Genomic DNA, 19920 nt, shown 5'->3' with positions numbered 1-19920 from the left:
GTTTTTTCGGTGGTTGTTCGGGGTGATACTACGGTGGCTGTACGCTTGAGCCTACTGGACAGACACGGCCCGGATCGTGATCTGGTAGGGCTCGTTGGTCGGCGGTTCGACGTAGCCACCATCTTCGGTCGTGTCGATCCGAAGATCAACTGATACCGACTCACCTTGGCTCAGATTGACACTGTCGACAGCTAGATCTGTCGGTTCAGAATCATTCCGTTCCTCAGCGAGCGTGAATCTGACGCCATTGATCTCTTCAGGGAGGAGGATACTCACGCTCACTGTTTGATTGGAACCATTGTTCGTTATCCGAAACGCATCCCAGAACTCGGTGACTGCGTCTTCGTTGATCGCAGCGTCACCCTCAGTGCCTTCCTCATTGAGTTCGAAGTAGATGACATTGTTGCCACCGGCTCCGCCGCTTTCCATCCCGGCGATCGTGTCATTGGTCGCTTCAAGCCCGAGGAGTGCCCCGGCATCACCGGAAACGTTGACCTCGAAGGAGCGGTTTGCTTCAACGGAGTCGAACGCGCCGCTCCCGCCGATGACGCCTGCGCCCGCGGCGATCGTTCCCAGCCCGATGATCGTGTTCCGTCGTGTGAGTTGCATAGTATGTTAGTTTCCGTGTGCGTTCGCTGTGGTGTGTCTCTGTGTGAAGTCCCGATCACTGTGATCCAGTTAAAAACTGGGTGCCCGGCTTAGTTGCTTTGGCTGACCGAGATTGCGAGGACAGCGTCAGTTGGGAAGGAACTTGCATCGTTCTCTGTGAGGTCGATTTCGATATCGACATCGACCTGTGTCCCGCCGGAGACGCCAGTCCCGTTGTTTACTGTGGTGGTGACCCAGCTGATACTGTCGCCGTTTCCGTCTACCAGTGAGACAGTCACATCGTAGGGGCCGTTGCTTCCCTGGGGGTGATCGTTAGCGCGTCATCGTAGGACGTGGTCGAATTCGGATTGAGTCCATCAAAGCTGAGCGACACGGCATCGCCGCCGGTATCGGTGAGGCTGTCGTGTTTGTCCAGCCTGTCAACAACGATCTGGACGTTTGCGTCCGCGTCGCTCGTTGATTCGATGGAGATCTCACGATCCGCATCGACTGATGTGAACGCGCCTGTGCCGCCGATTACGCCCGCGCCTGCCGCGACCGTGCCGAGTCCGATGAGTGCGTTGCGTCGTGTTAGTCTCATGATGTACTTCATAGTAGGCGCCCTATGGGCTTTGTATTACGCTGCCTGATTGGCCGGCTGGCCGTGCCTGAACATCGACTGGCACCGCCTGAACCGGGTGTAGGCAGTGCCTGAAGTCGACGCAGTCATGCGATCCACAAAAATAGCCTATTCACGCCATGTGTCAGCAATCACCGCGAGATATTCGTTGTCACTGAGGTCGTCGCTGAGGAACTGCCGGGCCCACGCGGCCTCGATCCGGAACCGGCCTTGGTCGAGGCCGCGATCCTCGACTCGCACCCGCAGGTCGCGGTCGACAGCTGGCTCGCTGTTGAGTAATGTCGCAAACGCACTGGCGGCAATTTGGATGTCGCTGTCGGTGTCGCCGGTCGTCTGTACCGTTAGTTGGATCGCCTCATCGGTCGTTGTCGTCGACTGGACGGTCAGGCCGCGCTCATCGAGATTATCGACCAACTGCTGGGTCGTCGCCGAGAGTTCATTGTCGCTGTCGTCATCGGTGTCGGAGTCGTCGGTTCCGTCATCGCCGCCGAAGCCGGTTCCCGGCTCGCCGGTGAGACAGCCGGCCATCCCAACGGTTACCCCCACTGTCGTCGCACCGAACTGCCGCCGGGTAGGTGTCATACCGCCCGTAACGCCACGCGATAGCCTAAGCACTCCGGTTGGTGTGGCTTTTTTGACAGCTGGTCACATCTGTGATCGAGTCCCAACGCTCACAGACTCGCAGCGGCCTCCAGCGTGATCGTGATCGCGCGTTCAACGTTGTTTCGCGCTTTCGGTGGGAGCTCCTCGTCGCCATCGGCTCCTTTCTGGGTGCCTTCGACGAGGTTGCCGTCGACCGTACAGATCGCCCCAGCCCGCATCCCCTTCCGGCGGGCCAGCGAGAAGACGGCGGCGGCCTCCATCTCGATTGCCAGCAGATTCGCCGCTTCCCAATCGTCGACATATTCCTCGTTTTCGGCGTAGAAAGCATCGTCGGAGACGATCGGCCCAACGTGGACGTCCTCGTCGTTTGCTTCGGCGGTGTCAACGAGCGCGCTAAGGACATCATAGTCCGGTGCGGCGGGATACATGGCCGACTCGTAGCGTTTCGTCGTCCCTTCCTCCTTGGCAGCCGCGGTGGCAACGACCATATCACCGATCTCGATGCCGGACTGGAGTGCGCCGGTCGTCCCACAGCGGATGACGGTTTCGACGCCGACCGCGTTAAGCTCCTCGATGGCGATGGCGGCGGAGGGACAGCCGATCCCTGTCGAGCAGATCGTCAGTGGTGTGCCCTTATACTCGGCGTTGACGAGCGTGTACTCGCGGTTTTCCGCAACCGACTCGACGTTTGTACACTGCTCGGCGATGCGATCGACGCGGCCCGGATCGCCGGGGATGAGTGCGATGTCGTGGCAGTCGCCCGGTTCGACCAAGAGATGCGGCTGGGTCGCCATACCGGCGGTTGCCCACCAGGGGGCAAAGCTTTGTTGTGTAGCCTCCCAACCAGCGTGTATGTACAGTGCGCGCGAACAGGTCGAAAACCAGCCGTGGCTCGACCGCATCGAGTCGGCGGCCGACGAGCTCGATATCGGGCAAGCGGGCCGCACCACCGCCGGTGACCTCTTTTTATCGCATGTGCCCGACGACGACCGATCGAAGCCGGCGGTCGCCGCCGCCAGCCTGTACGCCGGCGCGCTCATCGCCGGTGAGGAACGCTCTCAGCAGGCTGTCGCCGACGCGATGGATGTCTCCCGGCTCAGCGTCCATTCACGGTGGAAATCGCTGCTGGAGTCCGCTGGGTTTCAGGCTCCGACGTGGTAGCGAGGGTTTTACTCGGACTGTCGACCGCTCGCTGTCGGCGTCAGATTGCCGTGGCGATCGATCTCGCCGTTCAAGATCCGCGTCGAGGAAATCCGGTCACCGTCTTCGGCCATGACGTGGTCGACAACCTCAATCTGGAGCGGGTCAAGCCCATCCTCAACGCGCAGTTCGTTGATGCGCTCGGCTCCGTCGACGGTTTCCGGTGAAACAACGAGGGCATCGAACCGTGGTTCAGTGGCGATCCCGGTCGGCTCATGGAGGGTGCGGATCTCGAACTCGCGGTCGTGGGCGGCTGCCAGCGGTTCGAGTTCGTCGGCAAGTGCGGCCTTTCGCGTCTCGTAGTCGCGGATCGGTCGATCGACGGCTCTGGTCTTCGGCGCAAGCGAATCCGCGGTCAGCCCGACGGTCACATCCCCCAGCGAGAACGCCCGCTCGAACAACGCGTGATGGCCGTCATGGACGGGATCAAACGTCCCGCCCAATGCCACGTTCATACCTTCGCCTGCGGGCGGATCGACTTAAACGTCCTCTCTCTCGGCGTCGCCACCGTCGTCGCTGCTGTCAGTGTCGGCGTCGACTGCGGCGTCATCGTCGTCGGTGGCAGCATCGCTTTCAGCGTTGTCTGGGCTGTCGATCGTGATTGTCACCGGGCCGTCGTCGGTTTTGGCGTCCGAGTCGTCGGATTCCAGCGTGAACACCGTATTGAGCTCCTGTTGTACCTCGCCGACGACGCCGCGAACGAGGCTGCTTGGGGCGATCGCCTCGTACTCGTAGGGGTTGTTGCCCGCGCCGTTGCTGTCGCGTTTTTGGCGTTTGAGGGCGTCCTCATCGTGGAGATCGGCCAGTGCCTCTCGAACGGTACTCGGGTACAGGCCCGTCCCCTCGGCGATCTCGTCGCTCGTGCTGTGGGGGTGTTGGCGGAGATAGACATAGATCCGCGCGCGAGTCTCGGTATCTAACAGCCACGCCAACAGATCAACGATCCCCTCGTCGAACTCCGAGACCGCCCGGTCGGCCTCGGCTTCGAGCCGTTCCTTCGTTTTTCGGAGTTCGGCTCGCGGCCCCTCCTCGCCGGCTGCTGGCTCTGCTGTGTCGTCGCCGGCGGTTTCGGTTGTCTCCGCGTCGTCGTTGGTGTCGTCGCCGATAGCAGTCTCGTCACTCATAGCTACTATTGTGTTGGGACTGAGCCAACAAAAGGGTTCGTGTCGTCGTCAAAACGACAAAATCTTACAGACGGAGATCGGCACACAGCGCGTCCATGCCTTCCGTCTCCATCAGTCGTCGCTGCCGCTGGCTGCCGCTTTCGCGGTCGAAGACGGCTCGAAGCCCGTCGACACCGAGCCGATCGCATTCCTGTTCGACCACATCGGCGAGACCGATGGTATCCGCACCGTCACGGGTGATGAAACTCGCCTCGTGGCCGTGGCGGATCGCTCGCCATTTGTTTTCATCGAGGAGTTCTCGGCGCAACGTCGGGGTGGTCTCGTTGTCCTCGTATCGTGCCGTGAGATCCTCGACGAGCGCGTGGATGTATTCGACGAACGCGAGGACGACATCGGGATCTGACTGAGCGTCGGGGGTGCGGATCTCGACGGTGCCGTGGCCGGTGTGCGGGCGGACATCGAACCAGAGTTCCCCGCGGTCGTTGATCGATCCCTGCTCGACCATCCGCCGCTCGTACTGGTCGTACGCCTCGAAATCCTCGAAATAGCCCGGAATCCCGGTGTTTGGGAGATTCTCGAAGATCTTCGCCCGTGCTGACGCCAGCCCGGTGTCAAACCCGTTCCAGTACGGTGAGTTCGCCGACAGCGCGAGCAGCGGCGGGAGATACCAGCGGAGCTCGTTTGCGATCCACACGGCCGTGTCGGCATCGTCAACCCCGATATGAATATGGAGGCCGGAAGTCGTATTGCGATGTTGGGGGTACTGAATCCGCTCCAGTTGGGCCTGATACCTGGGTTTAGTCGCGTGTTCCTGCTCGCGCCATTTCGCGGCCGGATGCAACCCGGCGGCGGCGATCCGAAAGCCGTGGGTCTCGGCGTGCTCCGTCAGCGCCTCACGGATCGTCGTCAACGCCGCCTCCGCCTCACTCGGTGATTCGATAATCGGCGTTTGGGTCTCGATCGTGAACTGAAACAGCTCGTGGTCGAGTCGGCCCTGAAGCGCTGCTGGCGGCTCAGAATCGTAGATCAGCTCTTGGATGCCCGACACCGGGCGACCGGCCTCGTTGACAATGAAAAACTCCTCCTCAATACCGATCGTCCCCGACTGGCTGAATACGTCCGCCGAGCCTGTCTCCATCAGCCTGCCGTATGCAACCGACTCCTAAATACCTCCTGAAGCCGGCGACCCGCTGCCGATTGTTGGTCTCCTTACTGGTCGACCCGCCGCTCGGAGCCGAGCCGTCCCCGCAGCCGATTGGCCGCGGTTTCGACGCCTACGATCAGCACGAGAATAGCGACGATGACGGCCATCACGCGGGTGTAGTTGCGCGCCCGGAACGCCATGATCAGCGGGAACCCGAGCCCGCCCGCGCCGACGATGCCGAGCACCGAACTCTTCCGAGCGTTAATTTCCAGATAGAAGAGCGTCCAGGCGATGTAGGCGGTCGTCACCTGCGGGAGTCGAGCGGCGGCTGTCGTCGCCACCGCGCCCGCGCCGGTCGACTGGACGGCCTCAACGGGTCGCTCGTCGATCTCTTCCATCTCGTCGGCGAACAGCCGTCCCAGATCGCCGATCGTTCCGACGGCGATCGCCAACGCGCCAGCGACTGGGCCGAGCCCAGCGAGGATGACGAACAACAGCGCGTAGACCATACTCGGGACGGCGCGGATGCCCCCGAGCAGCAAGCGAACCGGCGTGTGGATCCGCCGCGGCGTCACGGTGTTTGCCGCAAGCGTTCCGAAAACGAGCGCGACCGGGAGGCCGAGTGCGGTGCCGACGGCGGCGATAGCGATCGTTTCGGCCGCGGCCGGCACCAACATCCCTGCATCGCCCTGCAGTTGCGCCCACAGTGCCCGCGGTGCGAGCATTTCCTCGATCAGCACCGACCATAGATTCATTCGGTGGGCGTAGAGATAGCCGAGATCAAAGCCAAGCCACCGGGCGACGGCGATGACGGCGACGGCGACCCCGACGGTGACGCCGATTCGCGTACCGAACTTTCGTCGCCACCGCTGCTGGTGTCGATCGAACTCGTCGGCAACGCTCAGTGCTGAGTTTCCACTCCCGTTGTCGCTCTCGGCCTGATCACTCATCGGCGTACACCTCCTCGATATCGTCGCTGTCGACCTGCGCAGCCGGCCGATCAAGCACCAACCGCCCATCTGCCATCCCGAGATAGTGATCGGCGACGGCACTCGCCAATCCCGGCTGGTGGAGGCTCACCAGTCCAATCAGGTCGTGCTCGCGGACGGCACGGGCCAACACCGCCAGCACCGACCGCCCGGTTTCGGGATCGAGCGACGCGACGGGCTCGTCGGCCAGGAGTACGTCGGGCTGTTGTTGGAGCGCGCGGGCAATCCCGACCCGCTGCTGTTGGCCGCCGGAAAGCGCCTCGACCGGTCGGTCGGCATACCCCGCCAGTCCCACGTCGTGAAGCCGTTCGATGGCGGCGCGTTTCTCGTCCGGCGAGTGCCAGCCGATCAGTTCGCGCCACGCTGGCTCGCGGCCGAGCGCGCCGTCGAGGACGTTTCCGACCGCTGATTTGCCGTCGACGAGTGCGCCCGACTGAAAGACCAGGGCGGCGTCGGTCGCCGCAAGCGGCGCGTCGTCAACGGTGATTCTGCCCTCGTCGGGTTGCTCCAACCCATCGAGACACCGCAGTAGGGTCGTCTTGCCTGCGCCAGAGCGGCCGATGAGCACAGTGAGTTCCCCCGTGTAAGCCGCGTCGAGAGCCCGTCCACTGCGGTTTCGGCTCCGTAATGTCGGGTGAGGCCCTCGATTTCGAGCATGGTGTGGTAGTTGATCGCCGATCCTGTGGAGCGCGGTTACGTGTCGCTCTCGTTGGTTGTGGTTGATTCGTTGGTGCTGGTCGACGCGTTTGTGGTCGACTCGTTGGTTTCGCTGGTGCTGTTCGTTGCGCTGTCGTCTTCGGACTCACTCTCGGGGTCGAGCGTATCGATCTCGACGCCCATCTCCTCGGCGACGCCGCGAACAGGGTCGTAGGTGCCCTCCTCGATCTCACCGAATCGGTCGATCCGGTGGTCTTCGAGTGCTGATTCGGGCGTGTTGAGCAGTCGTTCGATCAGTGCCTGCTGGATCGCATCCGGGGTGTCGGGTTTGGCGACGAGCGGATCGAACGGGATGGGGTCGCTTTCGGCGACTTTGACGATGCTGTCGTCGTCTCCCGGATGCTGGAAATCACCGTAGGCCGCCGCGTCGACGTGGCCGTTCTGGAGTGCTGCCAGCGAGGCGTCGTGGCCACCGGCCCACTGGATGTCGAAATCTTCCGGTGCCGAGTTCACGGTGCCGGCGTCGAGACCGGCCTGTGCGAGCATATACCGGGGGAAGAGCCCGCCGCTGCTCGATAGTGGGTCGACCATCGCAATCGTCGAGCCTTCGATGTCTTCGAGGGCGTCGATATCCGAATCCGCGTGGGTTGCGATGTAGGAATGGTAGCTATCCGCGCCGTGTGACCAGTTGATCACAAGCGGGTTGACGCCGTCCTCGCGGGCCAAAACCGAGATAATCGGCGAGAGATTCGCCATCTCGGTGTGGCCGTTGACGACGCTCTCGACGGTCGCGCTGTAGCTCGTCGTCTGGACGCCCTCGACGGTGTCGACGCCGTCGAAGCCGTCAGCGAGCCACTCGAAGACCGGTGCGTACTGTTCGTTGAGTTGTTCGGCGTCTTGGAACGGCGGCAGGCCGAACTCGATGGTGCCATCGCCAGCCCACTCGCCGACCGTCTCAGGGGTGTCGCTTTCGCTCTGGCCGGTACAGCCGGCAACTGCCACTGCACTTGTGCTCCCAACCGCCTGCAGGAACGTCCGTCTGTCCATACCTGGCGTACTGATTACTCAGGGATAACACTCTCGAATCACTCCGATTGTCGGCTATCGCTTGCGTGCGACGACGCCGAGATGGTCGTCGTGAGAGGGTTCGAGCCGCTGGCGGTCGATAATCTCGTAGGCCTCGGTCAACTCCTCGCAAACCGAATCAAAGACGCTCTCTGGGTCGGCGGTCACGTCCTCGCTGCGGGCCTTGATCGCCAACAGGAGCTGTCCGTCGTCGGCGAGAAACCGAGCGTTGTCGACGGCGACGCTCGCCTGCCCGCGGGTGGCGACATCCTGGACGAGCAAGTCGAGATCGCTCTCGACGACGTGGCTGTAGGTTCCTGGCTTGCGGGCGTCTTTGAGCAGCGGAAAGAGATTGTTGCGGGCCTCAGCCACGTCAAGGAGGTCGCCCATCGGTCGCGGCGCGAACTCGACGGCGTATGTCGGCCCCGCGAAGTCGGCGACGTGGCTGACGGTCGTCCCGCTGGCCGCGCCGAGATACAGCACCCCCTCACCGCCGGTGAGATCGACTTCCATCCCGCTTTCGAGCATCGCGCCGAGTTTCGAGCGGCCGGCATCCCAACACCGCCACTCGCCGTCAGTCGGCTCGCCGTACACTGGTTCGCCGCGCGTCGCCAGCCGAGTTCGGCCGTCGAACTCACGTCGCTGAATGCCGTCGGGGAGGTCGGTCATTGGTCGCCCTCCTCGTCGCCATCGGTATCGCTGCCGCCGCCGTCGCCATCGCCTGCTCGCGCGCGGATCGTCGTCATCCGGTCGTCGAGTTCGTCGTGTATTTCCGGCCGGAAGTCGCCGCTGTAGTGGTCGATTCGAGCCGCGATGGTGAGCTTGCCGGCAAGTGCGCGAGCGGCCGAGCCGCGATCCTCGGGGCGGGTGCCGTTGACCGCGGGGTGGGTGTAGATGATCCCATGTTTCGGCGAAGGGCCACGGCCGGCAAGGTGGGCGAACAGTGCGTCCTCCGCGCCGAGGACTTGCACGGTGCCGCTGGGTTTCTTTGCCAGCGAGTCGAGGCCGCCGGCCAGTGAGATGAGCCGCGCTGCCAACACGGGGCCGGCCATCTCCGCGAGGTTGGGGGCGACATCAGGGGCGAGTCGCTCGATGAAGTCGCGGAGTTCCTCGGCCTCGGTTGCGAGATCGTCAATTCGCTCGGCCAGCGAGACGACGCGTTCCTCGACCGGATCGGTCGGCTCGCGGCTGGCGACATCGCGGGCCCCGTCGATACCGCTGTCGACATCGTCGAACTGTGTGGCCGCCCACTCGTGGCATCGCTCGGCGAGTTCGTTGGCCGTCCGGGTGGCGTCGTCCATCGCGCGAACGGCGTGGAGGAGTTGCTGGTCGTCGGCTTGCTGGCGCTCGGCGACGGCCTCGCGGGCTGCCTCGATGGTGGCGTCCCGCAGTGTGACGTAGTAGTCGTCGGTGTCGTCGGCGAACCCGGCGTCGACGGCGGCGGTCGGCCAGTCGGCGGGCGCGTCGGCCGCGCCGGTTCTGATCGCCGCTTGGAGGTCGGCGGCGGTCGCCTGGTCGGCGAACCACCCCGAATCGGTGGACTGATCGCTCATATATGATGTCTCTTGGCTGGGGGCCTATATCCATCCCCTTTCGGCTGTGTCGTCGCTGCTGCTGTCGAGCCGGATGAGAGTCCTTTTTCCGGCCGCTCTCGAAGAGTCACCATGCCCCGAGTCCCGTTTCACTATATCGATCTGCGAACGTTCTGTTATGCGACTGAGGACGAAAAGCGGGTCGAGGAGGCCCTGCGGCACTTTCTGCCCGAGGAGTTCGAGATCGACCGCGTCGAGAACACGGGCCACCACGGCGACCGGATCGTCGTCCTCTCGGCACGGGTCGAAACCGCCGACGGGATGCGGGTTGTTCTCGACCGACTGGCCGCCCTCGATTCCATCGACCGCGTGCTGGAGGAGCTCGACGAACGCGTCGACGACAACTGTTCGTTCTTCCTCCGAATCGACAAACAGGCCGCGTTCAACGGCCTCGTTCGGTTGGGCGAGGGGATCACGCTGCGGGCGAAAGTCGAGGCCTACCCGGCCAAACACGAGAAAGCGGTAGCCAACGCTCGCGAAGCAATCGAGCTGGCTGGCGGCGACGCTGATGAGTAAGCACGGCTCGGACTGTTTGCTCGCTCGATAGCGTCGCGTTGCAGCTGTTGGTGATCTGCCCAACACAGTTTTACTGTTGGGCTCCGTCCCAACAACTACGGATGGGTGATGATCTCACGTATCGATACACCCACGTTGAGGCCGGGCTCGTCGAGAACGTCGTGATCCGGCGCACGAGCGACACCGACACCTACCCGTCCGGCTGGAAGTACACGCTCCACCCAGGAACGCTGGGCGACCTGACACTCATCCGCTATGACAACGCCCACGAAGACACGAAAGGGCACGAACGCCACACCGGCACCGACGAGACAAGCGTCGAGTTCCCTGGAATGGAAGCGCTCATCGTAGAGTTCTGGGCCAGTGCGGACGAGTACTGGGAGCCAACCGACGGCACGCCGCCACGACCCTACTAACCATCACCCTCACCATGACCTCGCTACACATCACAGTCGGCGACCGCGAACAGATTCGAGGCGATACGCTCCAGTTCATCCAGCAGGCCGACGCTGGCGAACTCAGCGCGGATGACGAGCGGGCCGTCCTCCAGTTCGGCAGCTACAGCGATCTCGTCGATAGCCTCACGCCGCTCCGACTCGAACTGATCCAAGCGATAGCGTCGGAATCTCCCGAGAGTATGCGCGAGGCAGCACGGCTCGTCGATCGTGATGTTTCCGATGTCCATGCCGATCTCAAGCAGTTAGAAGTGCTGGGAATTCTCGATCTCGATGAAGGAGGTTCCGGTGGAGCAATACGGCCGTCAGTCCCGTTCGATGCTATCGAAATGCACATCGAGTATCCCTTACTGGCCGACGGTGACGCTGACAGCACGCCAGCCAGCGCGGACTGATTGGTGGTGAGTCGTCGTTCGCTGTTCCGATCGACTATTCCTCGCGCCACTTGATCGAACAGCCGCGGGAGGGTCGATCCGGGTGGTCGACCTCTTCGCCAGCGAGGATCGATTCGATCGCCTCCTCGACGTAGAATTCCGTCGGCTCCGAGTCGGGATCGAGCGCGTCGTCAAGGCGGCCGTGGTAGGCGAGTTGCCAGTCGTCGCCGTCGCGCCGGAAGAGGAACGGATCGGGCGTACAGACCGCGCCGTACTCGCGGGCGACGTTCTGGGTTTCGTCGTAGAGGTAGGCGTCGTAGTCGATGGTGCCGTCGGCGACGAGTTCGACCATGTTCTCGTAGGAGTCGTCCGGATACTCCGCGTTCGCGTTGGGGTTGATGCCGACGATTGCAGCATCGTCGAATTCGTCGCTGAGTTCGTTGAGGTGGTCGAACTTGGCTTGGGCGTACGGACAGTGATTGCAGGTAAAGACGACCAGCAGGGCGTCGTTGTCGGCGAACTTGTCGGGGCTGTAGTCGTCGCCGTCGGTGCCACGAAGCTCAAAATCGGGGGCGGTGTCGCCGCGGGCGAGTTCCGAGTCGGACTCTTTGAGTACCATACCAACCCTTGCGGAGCGACGAGCAAATCCATTACGGCTATGCGGCCTACCACAAAATATGTCCGAAAGTTATATTTAAAGTAGAAAGTATTATTATAGAGAATCCGTTATCGGCAACTACGATGAGTGCAACTGTCGCTGCGAGTACACAGGAATCGTCTGATCGCTGGGAGCCCGTCCGCGAGCTGCCGCCGAGCGCGAAGCTCGTCGCCAAGGAATTAGATCGTCACGAGCAACTCACTCAAACCCAACTGGCCGACGCAACGCTGTTGTCGACTCGAACGGTGCGACAGGCCGTCAGCCGGCTTGAGGATGTTGGGGCCGTCGAGTCCCGTGTCTCCTTCCGCGATGCCAGAAAACAGCTCTACACGCTGACCCTCTAACCGCCGACTCAGTCGTGGGCGTAGTAGACAACTGAGTCGTCGACAGCGTGGTCGTCGACCCGAACGAAACCGATCCGCTCGAACTGGATGATCTCAGCAACGTCGGTCTCAGCAAAGCCTGGTTCGGCATCGCCCGTCACATCGCCATCGGGTGTTCGCATCGTCACCGACACGGTGCCGTCGGCCGGCACCCAGTGGATCACGTCGACGCCCTCCTCACGTACTGCATCGATGTCGTCACCGGTGGCGACGAACGCGCCGTCGTCGTACCGCACGCAGCCGTAGCCTTTCAGCCAGATTCGCTCGCCGTTTTTCGGCAGGTCGTCCGGCTCGACGAGTACCGCGTCGTCGACCGGGATCTCTCGTCGACCGCGATCCTCGTGGTTCGGATGCAGCGGTGGGCTGCCGGCAGCGGGTTTCTCGTCGCCGACGACAGGGACGCGCTCGCCGTCGCGGACGAGGAAATAGCGGTTGGCATCGTCGTCAACGAGATCACGGTTGTTGGCGTAGATCGACGACATGGCGAGATCGACATCCGAGGTCGACATCCCGAGGCCGATCATCGACTCGACGACCGCCTCGCCGCGAATCCCGCGACGGCGGATCGATTGGAGGGTAGGTGCGCGTGGATCGTCCCAGCCGTCGAGGTCGCCGGCGTCGATGAGCTGTTTGATTGTTGAGGTCGAAATGTCGATATCGTAGGCGTCGATCTGGACGTGCCCCCAGTGGAGGACTTCGGGATACTCCCAGTCGAAGTAGTCGTAGACGAACTGCTGTCGCTTGGCGGAGTCCTGCAGGTCGATGCCGCGAATGATGTGGGTGATGCCGGTCAGGTGGTCGTCGATGCCAGACTGGAAATCGAGCATCGGCCAGCAGCGGTAGTCGGCGGCTTCCTCGCGTGGATGCGGCGTGTCGATCATGCGGAAGGCGACCCAGTCGCGCAGCGCGGGGTTCTTGTGTTCGATGTCGGTTTTGACCCGCAGCACCATCTCGCCCGCGCTGTACTCGCCGTCAACCATGGCTTCGAACTCCTCACGGACGGTTTCGGGATCCTTGTCGCGGTTCGGCGAGGGCGTCCCCTCGCGTTTGAGCTCCGAAAATTCCTCGGCCGGCAGATCGCAGGTGTAGGCCCCGCCCATCTCGATCAGTTCGCGGGCGTACTCGTAGTAGGTCTCGACGCGGTCGGAGGCCCGCAGCACCTCGTCGGGCTCAAACCCGAGATAAGAAATATCGTCGAGAATCGCGTCATAGGCCGAGCGATCCGGTCGCTTCGTCTCGGGATCGGTGTCGTCGAAGCGGACGACGAACTCGCCGTCGTAGCGGTCGCAGTAGGTACCGATGACCGCGGGCATGCGGGCGTGGCCGAGATGCCACGGGCCGTTGGGGTTCGGCGCGGCGCGCAAGCGAACGGTCTCGTAGTCGTCAACGTTCGGGAGGTCGGGCAGCGTGTGGTCGTCGCCTTCGTCCTCGGCGTCGAGTTCGGCGACGAGGTCGGCATCGAGTTCGGCAAGTCGCTCGCGACGGGCCTCGCGGTCGAGATTCCCAACTTTGCCGACGACCTGCCCGACGACGCCCGGAATCTCGTCGCCGTGCGGGCGGAACTCGGGGTTGTCGCCCATCAGGGGGCCCATGATCGCGCCCACGTCGGGATCGCTGTCGTGTTTGAGCGCGTTGAACAGGGCGTGCTTCTCGGCTTCCGCCTGCACGCGCTCGCGGAGTTCGTCGTCCATTGGGTGTGCATTCGGGCGACTGCTCAAAAACGGCGTGGATCGAACGCCGGGTCGCAACGATCCGCGAATAGCTACTATCCATCCAATACAGCTAATACACAAATCGACAAAGAAATACATATGCCAATCGACATCGAGACGTTCGAATCAGCACCCGACGACCGGCTCCAACACGACGGCGAGACCAACGCCGACCGCGTTATGGAATTCCTCGCTTCCTCTCCCGACAAAGCGTTCACACAGAGTGAAATCCGCGAGGCGACTGGCGTCAAAGCCGGGAGTATCAGCGTCGTGCTCTCGCGGCTCGAAGACCGCGGGCTCGTTCGGCATCGAGGCACCTACTGGGCACTGGGTGAGGCCGACGACGTGGCGGCCTACACCAGTTTCACCGAGAGTACTCGAACCGCCAACGACCGCTTTGGAGCCGAGGAGATGGACGAATGGGTAGCACGCCGTTGAGGAGGAGCCTGAATGAGCTACCAGCGTGGCGATGGCGTCTGGGGCCCAGACCCGTTCAAGTCAGTCGAAAACCCTCGACCATGGCTCATCCTGAACAACGACCGCCACCCGTTCAGCGACGAGGAGTACATGACAGTCACATTGACCACGACAGCACACGATGCGGGGATTCCGATCGACGACGCCGACTGGATCGAGGGTGGAATGCCACGCCAAAGCTACGCCTCGCCGTGGACGGTTGCCTCGCCGAAACACGCCGCACTCGTCCGCCGACAGGGCCGCCTCACTGACTCGTTCGTTCAGCGCGTTGTTGCTGCGGTCGAGACCTACCTCGAACCCCGACTGCGGACTGATGTGAGATGTCTTGGGAGCCGAGAGAAGACACGTCGTCGTAGTGACGCATCCTGCATCCGGAACGCTTGAAACCCTCACGAGCAAACCATCGGTGTGAGTCGCCGACGCCTCTTCGGCTCGCTGTGTGGGCTCGTCTTCTTTCTCAATCTCGCCAGAATCGTCTTTGCGCCGCTGTTGGACGTGTTTATCGCCGAGTTCGGGATCGGCGAGGCGACCGCCGGTCTCATCGTGACACTTGCGTGGGTCGGCAGCGCGTCGCTCCGGCTGCCGGCGGGCTGGCTGCTCACCAAAGTCCCACGGCACTACCTGGTCATCATCTCGGGGACGATCCTTTCGCTGTCGGCCGCTGCGGCCGGCGCGGCGGTGACCGTCCGCCAACTGATGGTTGGGGCGTTTTTCATGGGCACCGCCTCCGGCGTCTACTTCGTGTCGGCGAACCCGCTGTTGAGCGAGTTGTTCCCGGATCGCGTTGGCCGCGTGATGGGGATTCACGGCGCTGCTACCCAGATTGCTGCTGTTGCGGCCGCCCCGTTGGTCGCCGTTTCGCTGTGGGTCGACTGGCGGTTCGCACTGTGGGCTATTGCTGTTGGTACCGCCGTCGTGACCATCGTTACGGTGATCGTTGCCCGGCAGACAGCGATGCCCGCGGCGGGCGAAGACGACCGATCGCTGCTGGCTGGCGCGCGCTCGGAGTGGCGGATCATCCTCGCTGCCCTCGGTTTGGCCGGCGTCGCCGTCTTCGTTTGGCAGGGCGTGTTCAACTTCTATGAGCTGTACATGCAGTCCCGGGGGCTCTCGCCGAATGAGGCCTCGACGATGCTGACGATCGTGTTTGCCGCGGGCGTCCCCGCCTTCTTCATCGCCGGCGAGTTGGCCGACGACCTTCCCTCGGTACCGCTGTTGCTCGGCATCGTCGCCTCCTTTGCCGGCTGCCTGCTGTTGGTCGTTGCCTTCGATGGGCTCGTCGCCTTAGCGATCAGCTCCGCGCTGATCGGCTTTGTGATCCACGCGCTGTTTCCGGCGACTGACGCCTACATTCTGACCGCGCTGCCGGATTCGGCCCGTGGGAGTGCCTATGCCGTTTTCAGTTCCGTTTGGATGCTATCCCAATCGGGCGGCTCTTCGGTTGTCGGTGAGTTGATCGAACGTGGGTTCGCCTACGGGACGGTCTTCACCGCCGCGGCACTCGTGCTTGTGGCGACGGTCATTGTGCTCGGTGGGCTCGAACGCGCTGGCCGACTACCGGCGTAGCTGTCAAGTGACTGACGCCCGTTCCCCGTGTTTTCACCAGACCCTATCCCCAGAGATATGTGTCCTGTCGTTCAACTCAGTTGCAACACTGCAATTCCACAGTGAGCAAGCGAACCCAGTATGACCGATCTTTCATCGAGCACCCCCACAGAGGAAATCCACATTCTTCATGTCGACGACGAACCCGATTTCGCTCGGCTGGTGACCGACAATCTCAGGGCTGAACGCGACCGGTTTACCGTCGAGTGGACGACCGACCCCGACGAGGTTGCGACCATCGTCGCTGACCGCACCGTCGACTGCGTCATCAGCGACTACATGATGCCGGAGATGACGGGATTGGATGTCCTTGAGGAGGTTCGCGCGGTCGATCCCGATCTCCCATTTATCCTTTTTACCGATACCGGCAGCGAATCCGTCGCCAGCGAAGCCATCTCCGCCGGTGTCTCCGATTACATCATCAAACGGCGGGTCAAAGAACAGTACACGCTGTTGGCTGAGAAGGTCGCCAACACCGTTGACCAGCGGCGCGCCGAAAGCGCCGCCGAACGCACCAAACAGCAACTCCACGAACTCACCGAGAACACCCACGACGTGCTGTTCATCTTTTCCGCCGACTGGACTGAACTGCAGTACATCAACTCCCGTTACGAGGAGATGTTCGGGCAGTCGGTGGCGACGCTGCGTGCAGAACCCACCTCGTTCCTCCAAGCAGTCCATCCCGACGATGTCGACGACCTCAAACAGGCGATGCAGCGATCCGGAGAGGGCCACACACAGGAAGTCGAGTACCGGATCCAGATTGGCGACGACACGAAATGGGTCGAATCCCACGCTGTGCCGATCTTCGAGGACGACACCGTCGTGCGGGTTGCTGGCTACACACACGACATCACCGAGCGCAAGCAGCGTGAACTCGAACTCCGCGCAAAAAACGAGCGGCTCGAACGCTTCGCCTCAATCGTCTCCCACGACCTCCGAAACCCTCTGAGCGTCGCCGACGGCTACCTTACGATGGCGCGCGAGGAGGCCGACAGCGACCATCTCGAAACCGTCGCCAGCGCGCTCGACCGGATGGAGACGCTGATCAGCGAGATCCTTGTGCTCGCACAGGAGGGCCAAGAGCTGACCGAGCTAGAGCCCGTTGTCCTCGACAACATCGTCCAATCGAGTTGGAGCAACATCGACCAAGGGGCCGCCACCCTGCGATCGGATACGAACGTCCGCATCGAGGCCGACAAGATTCGGTTGGGCCAAGTGTTTGAGAATCTGTTTCGGAACGCCATCGAACACGGGGGAGCGACGTCACGATCACCGTCGGCGTTCTCGACGACGACGCGGGCTTTTACGTCGAAAACGACGGCGAGCCGATCCCCGAGGCGAAGCGAGAACAGATCTTCGAAACCGGGTATACAACGAACAAACAGGGCACCGGCTTCGGGTTGGCGATCGTCAACCGGATCGTCGACGCCCACAGCTGGGAGATTCAGGCGACCGACGGCTCCGCTGGCGGCGCGCGCTTCGAGATCACCGGCGTCGAACTCACGGCACAGATCTAAGCCGCAAAACAGCGCTGAAAAACGACAGCTAAAAATCCGAAAAATAACCTCCCAGCGAGGTGCTTACTGGAACGCTTCGCCGACGACCGGGTCGTCAGCATCGTCGACATCGCTGCGGTTGAACTTGCGTTCGATCTCCTCGTAGTGGCGTTTCGTCTCCTCGGTGACGCTGGGTTGAACCTCGTCGAGTGCCTGCTCGAAGTGCTCCATCGTCACCCGGACGTTGCTGACGGATTCGCCAACCTCCTCGCGGGGGACGCTGCCGATGAACTCCCGGCTGGCAGCCATCGAGGCCTCTCGGCTGACGGCTTCGATATCCGCACCGACGTAGCCATCGGTTTTGCGGGCGAGTTTGTCGAGGTCGACATCGTCGGCCAGCGGTTTGGCCTCGGTGTGCACCTCGAAGATCTTCCGGCGAGCGTCTTCGTCCGGTACCGGGACGTGGACGTGGCGATCCAGACGGCCGGGCCGCAGCAGCGCGGAGTCGATCAGGTCGGGCCGGTTTGAGGTGGCGATGACGACCACGTCTTCCAGCGATTCGAGGCCGTCAAGCTCGGTCAGCAGCTGGCTGACCATGCGCTCGCCGACACCGGAGTCACCGGAGTTTTGGCCGCGTTCGCTGGCGATCGAGTCGATCTCATCGAAGAACACCACGGTCGGGGCGTTCTCGCGGGCCTTGCTGAAGACCTCTCGAATCCCTTTCTCGCTTTCGCCGACGAACTTGTTGAGGAGTTCGGGGCCTTTGATCGAGATGAAGTTCGATTCGGCCTCGTTGGCAACGGCCTTCGCCAGCAGCGTCTTGCCAGTCCCTGGTGGGCCGTAGAGCATGACGCCTTTCGCGGCGGCCATGTCGAGTTCCTCGAAGACCTCAGGGTACTCAAGGGGCCACTGGATCGTCTCGCGAAGCCGTTCTTTGGTATCCTCTAAGCCACCAACGTCCTCCCAGGTGACATCGGGCACTTCGACAAAGACCTCACGGAGTGCGCTCGGCTCGATGCCTTTGAGCGCGGCCTTGAGGTCGGATTCCAACACCTCGATGGATTCCAGCACCTCGGCGTCGATCTCGTCGCTTTCAAGATCGAGTCGCGGGCGGATCCGTCGGAGCGCCGACATCGCAGCTTCCTTGGCCAGCGATTCGAGATCCGCGCCGACGAAGCCGTGTGTGTTCTCGGCGTAGACATCGAGGTCGATGTCCTCACCCAGCGGCATGTTCCGGGTGTGGACTTGGAGGATCTCCTTGCGACCCTCCCGGTCTGGGACGCCGATCTCAATCTCGCGATCGAAGCGGCCACCGCGGCGGAGCGCGGGATCGATGGCGTCGACGCGGTTGGTCGCGCCGATGACGACAACCTCGCCGCGCTCTTCGAGCCCATCCATCAGCGAGAGGAGTTGGGCGACCACACGGCGCTCAACGTCGCCGCCGGCCTCCTCGCGTTTGGCGGCGATGGAGTCGAGTTCGTCCATGAAGATGATCGCAGGGGCCTCCTCGGAGGCCTCCTCGAAGATATCACGGAGTTGCTCCTCGCTTTCGCCGTAGTATTTCGACATGATCTCGGGGCCGGAGACCGTGTGGAAGGAGGCGTCAATCTCGTTGGCGACGGCCTTCGCGATGAGGGTCTTCCCGGTGCCCGGCGGCCCGTGGAGCAGAACGCCCTTCGGCGGGTCGATGCCGAGGCGTTTGAACAGCTCCGGGTGTCGCATCGGCAGCTCGATCATCTCTCGAACCTGTTCGAGCTCCTCGTCGAGGCCGCCGATGTCCTCGTAGGCGACATTCGGTGCCTCGGACGATCCCTCGGCGGCCTCCGGCGGCGCGTCAGCGATCTGCTCGGCGGGCTGTTCGGAGATCTGCACCTGCGTCGAATCGGTGATAACGACCGTCCCGGAGGGCGTCGTCGAGGCGATCTTCAGCGGGACGGCCTGTGATTGCCCGCCCATGAAGCCAAAGCCAAGCGGAAGCCGGATGCTCTGGCCCTGGGTGACCGGCTGGCCGCCGAGTTCGCGGCGGATCAGTGAATCGATGTTGCCGCGGATTCCGAGCCGCTGGGGGAGGGCGACGGTGATTGTTTCGGCGGGCTGGAGATCGGCCTTTTCAACCTCGACTTTGTCGTCGATGCCGACGCCGGCCGCACTGCGGAGGCGGCCGTCGATCCGGACGACACCGGTGCCGTCATCTTCCGGGTAGCCGGGCCAGACGCGGGCGATGGCGGTGCCATCGTCGCTGTCGAGACGGATGAAGTCGCCACCGGAGAGGTCGAGCTCATCGGCAGCAACGCGGTCGATCGCGGCCAGTCGGCGGCCGGCGTCCTTCTGTTTGATCGGTTTGACTGTGAGTTTCATTGGTGCACCTGCACGGTGAGTACACCGTTGTTCACTGTTACTGCTGCATCGGGGCCGGGGAGGTCGAGTTCGGTCTCGGTGACCTGCCCGTCGGCGTCGATCACGAGGATCAGGGTGTCGCCGACGGTGTCGTACTGCACGCTGTCGTCTTCGACAGGGAGGTCGGCGGCGAGTACCCACTCGTCCTCGTAGTCGTACTCTCGGAGCAACCGGTCGTCACGGTTTGCTAACTGGGTATTATTCATCACTCTATTACATGAATAGATGCGCTTCTATATAAA

25 protein-coding genes and 2 pseudogenes are annotated in these 19920 nt (G+C 62.7%); 10 read left to right on the top strand and 17 right to left on the bottom strand.

Annotation, left to right across the window (positions count from 1 at the left end; translation table 11 throughout):
• Positions 1–51 precede the first annotated feature (51 nt).
• The 5 genes from ACFQJB_RS07680 to ACFQJB_RS07660 all read right to left on the bottom strand — a co-directional run bounded on the left by ACFQJB_RS07680 (position 52) and on the right by ACFQJB_RS07660 (position 2625).
• The gene (locus tag ACFQJB_RS07680; RefSeq protein ID WP_379725807.1) at positions 52–609 is read right to left on the bottom strand and encodes a hypothetical protein; all 558 of its coding nucleotides are present in this window, start codon (positions 607–609) and stop codon (positions 52–54) included.
• An 89-nt stretch (positions 610–698) separates the two neighbouring features.
• Positions 699–887 carry a hypothetical protein gene (locus ACFQJB_RS07675; protein WP_379725804.1) on the bottom strand — a complete coding sequence of 63 codons (189 nt, stop codon included), beginning with the start codon at positions 885–887 and terminating at the stop codon, positions 699–701.
• Entirely contained in the window at positions 884–1189 is a 306-nt protein-coding gene (locus ACFQJB_RS07670; RefSeq protein ID WP_379725802.1) for a hypothetical protein, read from the bottom strand. Before ACFQJB_RS07670 ends, ACFQJB_RS07675 begins: the two co-directional genes overlap by 4 nt.
• Positions 1190–1336: 147 nt before the next feature.
• A complete protein-coding gene (locus tag ACFQJB_RS07665; protein ID WP_379725799.1) occupies positions 1337–1810 on the bottom strand; it encodes a hypothetical protein in 474 nt (157 codons plus the stop codon).
• 89 nt (positions 1811–1899) lie between these two features.
• On the bottom strand, positions 1900–2625 hold the full coding sequence (locus ACFQJB_RS07660; protein WP_379725796.1) for a nucleoside phosphorylase: 726 nt from the start codon (positions 2623–2625) through the stop codon (positions 1900–1902).
• A 58-nt stretch (positions 2626–2683) separates the two neighbouring features.
• Here ACFQJB_RS07660 and ACFQJB_RS07655 point away from each other — a divergent pair, with 58 nt between their 5' ends.
• Entirely contained in the window at positions 2684–2992 is a 309-nt protein-coding gene (locus ACFQJB_RS07655; RefSeq protein ID WP_379725793.1) for a transcription initiation factor IIB family protein, read from the top strand.
• A gap of 8 nt (positions 2993–3000) precedes the next feature.
• On the opposite strand, the gene ACFQJB_RS07650 is transcribed toward ACFQJB_RS07655, so the two are convergent.
• From ACFQJB_RS07650 to ACFQJB_RS07615, 8 genes are all read right to left on the bottom strand, one after another.
• Positions 3001–3486 (bottom strand): phosphopantetheine adenylyltransferase, encoded by a 486-nt coding sequence (locus ACFQJB_RS07650; RefSeq protein ID WP_379725790.1) that lies wholly within the window; start codon positions 3484–3486, stop codon positions 3001–3003.
• A 24-nt stretch (positions 3487–3510) separates the two neighbouring features.
• Positions 3511–4155, bottom strand: a complete 645-nt coding sequence (locus ACFQJB_RS07645) for a helix-turn-helix domain-containing protein (RefSeq protein WP_379725787.1) — start codon at positions 4153–4155, stop codon at positions 3511–3513.
• Positions 4156–4219: 64 nt separating this feature from the next.
• A complete protein-coding gene (locus tag ACFQJB_RS07640; protein ID WP_379725784.1) occupies positions 4220–5293 on the bottom strand; it encodes a glutamate--cysteine ligase in 1074 nt (357 codons plus the stop codon).
• 71 nt (positions 5294–5364) lie between these two features.
• Entirely contained in the window at positions 5365–6249 is an 885-nt protein-coding gene (gene phnE / locus ACFQJB_RS07635; RefSeq protein ID WP_379725782.1) for a phosphonate ABC transporter, permease protein PhnE, read from the bottom strand.
• Positions 6242–6856 (bottom strand): phosphonate ABC transporter ATP-binding protein, encoded by a 615-nt coding sequence (locus ACFQJB_RS07630; RefSeq protein WP_379725779.1) that lies wholly within the window; start codon positions 6854–6856, stop codon positions 6242–6244. The genes phnE and ACFQJB_RS07630 overlap by 8 nt, the downstream gene beginning before the upstream one ends.
• Positions 6857–6981: 125 nt before the next feature.
• On the bottom strand, positions 6982–7992 hold the full coding sequence (locus ACFQJB_RS07625; protein ID WP_379725777.1) for a phosphate/phosphite/phosphonate ABC transporter substrate-binding protein: 1011 nt from the start codon (positions 7990–7992) through the stop codon (positions 6982–6984).
• A 54-nt stretch (positions 7993–8046) separates the two neighbouring features.
• Entirely contained in the window at positions 8047–8679 is a 633-nt protein-coding gene (locus ACFQJB_RS07620) for a fibrillarin-like rRNA/tRNA 2'-O-methyltransferase (protein ID WP_379725774.1), read from the bottom strand.
• Positions 8676–9563 (bottom strand): NOP5/NOP56 family protein, encoded by an 888-nt coding sequence (locus ACFQJB_RS07615; protein ID WP_379725771.1) that lies wholly within the window; start codon positions 9561–9563, stop codon positions 8676–8678. Before ACFQJB_RS07615 ends, ACFQJB_RS07620 begins: the two co-directional genes overlap by 4 nt.
• A gap of 111 nt (positions 9564–9674) precedes the next feature.
• On the opposite strand from ACFQJB_RS07615, the gene ACFQJB_RS07610 reads away from it, so the two are divergent.
• From ACFQJB_RS07610 to ACFQJB_RS07600, 3 genes are all read left to right on the top strand, one after another.
• Complete coding sequence (locus tag ACFQJB_RS07610; protein ID WP_379725768.1) at positions 9675–10118, top strand: RNA-binding protein; 444 nt, start codon at positions 9675–9677, stop codon at positions 10116–10118.
• A gap of 101 nt (positions 10119–10219) precedes the next feature.
• A complete protein-coding gene (locus tag ACFQJB_RS07605; protein WP_379725765.1) occupies positions 10220–10534 on the top strand; it encodes a toxin-antitoxin system TumE family protein in 315 nt (104 codons plus the stop codon).
• Positions 10535–10548: 14 nt separating this feature from the next.
• A complete protein-coding gene (locus tag ACFQJB_RS07600) occupies positions 10549–10968 on the top strand; it encodes a transcriptional regulator (RefSeq protein WP_379725762.1) in 420 nt (139 codons plus the stop codon).
• Positions 10969–11002: 34 nt separating this feature from the next.
• On the opposite strand, the gene ACFQJB_RS07595 is transcribed toward ACFQJB_RS07600, so the two are convergent.
• Positions 11003–11566 (bottom strand): thioredoxin family protein, encoded by a 564-nt coding sequence (locus tag ACFQJB_RS07595; RefSeq protein WP_379725759.1) that lies wholly within the window; start codon positions 11564–11566, stop codon positions 11003–11005.
• A gap of 122 nt (positions 11567–11688) precedes the next feature.
• On the opposite strand from ACFQJB_RS07595, the gene ACFQJB_RS07590 reads away from it, so the two are divergent.
• Positions 11689–11949, top strand: coding sequence for a MarR family transcriptional regulator (locus tag ACFQJB_RS07590; RefSeq protein ID WP_120083428.1), 261 nt, complete (start codon positions 11689–11691; stop codon positions 11947–11949).
• 8 nt (positions 11950–11957) lie between these two features.
• Here the strand turns inward: ACFQJB_RS07590 and ACFQJB_RS07585 are convergent, their stop codons facing one another.
• The gene (locus ACFQJB_RS07585) at positions 11958–13679 is read right to left on the bottom strand and encodes a glutamate--tRNA ligase (protein ID WP_379725756.1); all 1722 of its coding nucleotides are present in this window, start codon (positions 13677–13679) and stop codon (positions 11958–11960) included.
• 120 nt (positions 13680–13799) lie between these two features.
• Between ACFQJB_RS07585 and ACFQJB_RS07580 the strand changes: the two genes are divergently transcribed.
• From ACFQJB_RS07580 to ACFQJB_RS07560, 5 genes and pseudogenes are all read left to right on the top strand, one after another.
• Positions 13800–14138, top strand: a complete 339-nt coding sequence (locus tag ACFQJB_RS07580) for a MarR family transcriptional regulator (protein WP_379725753.1) — start codon at positions 13800–13802, stop codon at positions 14136–14138.
• 12 nt (positions 14139–14150) lie between these two features.
• A pseudogene (locus ACFQJB_RS07575) lies at positions 14151–14477 on the top strand (type II toxin-antitoxin system PemK/MazF family toxin); the annotation flags it as partial.
• A gap of 108 nt (positions 14478–14585) precedes the next feature.
• Entirely contained in the window at positions 14586–15743 is a 1158-nt protein-coding gene (locus ACFQJB_RS07570; RefSeq protein WP_379725750.1) for an MFS transporter, read from the top strand.
• Between the two features lie 120 nt (positions 15744–15863).
• Positions 15864–16802, top strand: a pseudogene (locus ACFQJB_RS07565) (response regulator); the annotation flags it as partial.
• 251 nt (positions 16803–17053) lie between these two features.
• Complete coding sequence (locus ACFQJB_RS07560) at positions 17054–17302, top strand: ATP-binding protein (protein WP_379727992.1); 249 nt, start codon at positions 17054–17056, stop codon at positions 17300–17302.
• 63 nt (positions 17303–17365) lie between these two features.
• Here ACFQJB_RS07560 and ACFQJB_RS07555 read toward each other — a convergent pair whose 3' ends face one another.
• Both ACFQJB_RS07555 and ACFQJB_RS07550 read right to left on the bottom strand, forming a co-directional pair.
• Entirely contained in the window at positions 17366–19639 is a 2274-nt protein-coding gene (locus ACFQJB_RS07555; RefSeq protein WP_379725747.1) for a CDC48 family AAA ATPase, read from the bottom strand.
• Positions 19636–19884 carry a DUF7127 family protein gene (locus tag ACFQJB_RS07550; RefSeq protein ID WP_379725744.1) on the bottom strand — a complete coding sequence of 83 codons (249 nt, stop codon included), beginning with the start codon at positions 19882–19884 and terminating at the stop codon, positions 19636–19638. Before ACFQJB_RS07550 ends, ACFQJB_RS07555 begins: the two co-directional genes overlap by 4 nt.
• Positions 19885–19920 lie beyond the last annotated feature (36 nt).

The organism is Halonotius sp. GCM10025705 (genome assembly GCF_042662885.1).
In the GTDB taxonomy this organism is placed as follows: Archaea; Halobacteriota; Halobacteria; order Halobacteriales; family Haloferacaceae; genus Halonotius; species Halonotius aquaticus.
The sequence above is the reverse complement of the archived record's forward strand: the minus strand, read 5'-3'. Positions and strand labels throughout refer to the sequence as shown.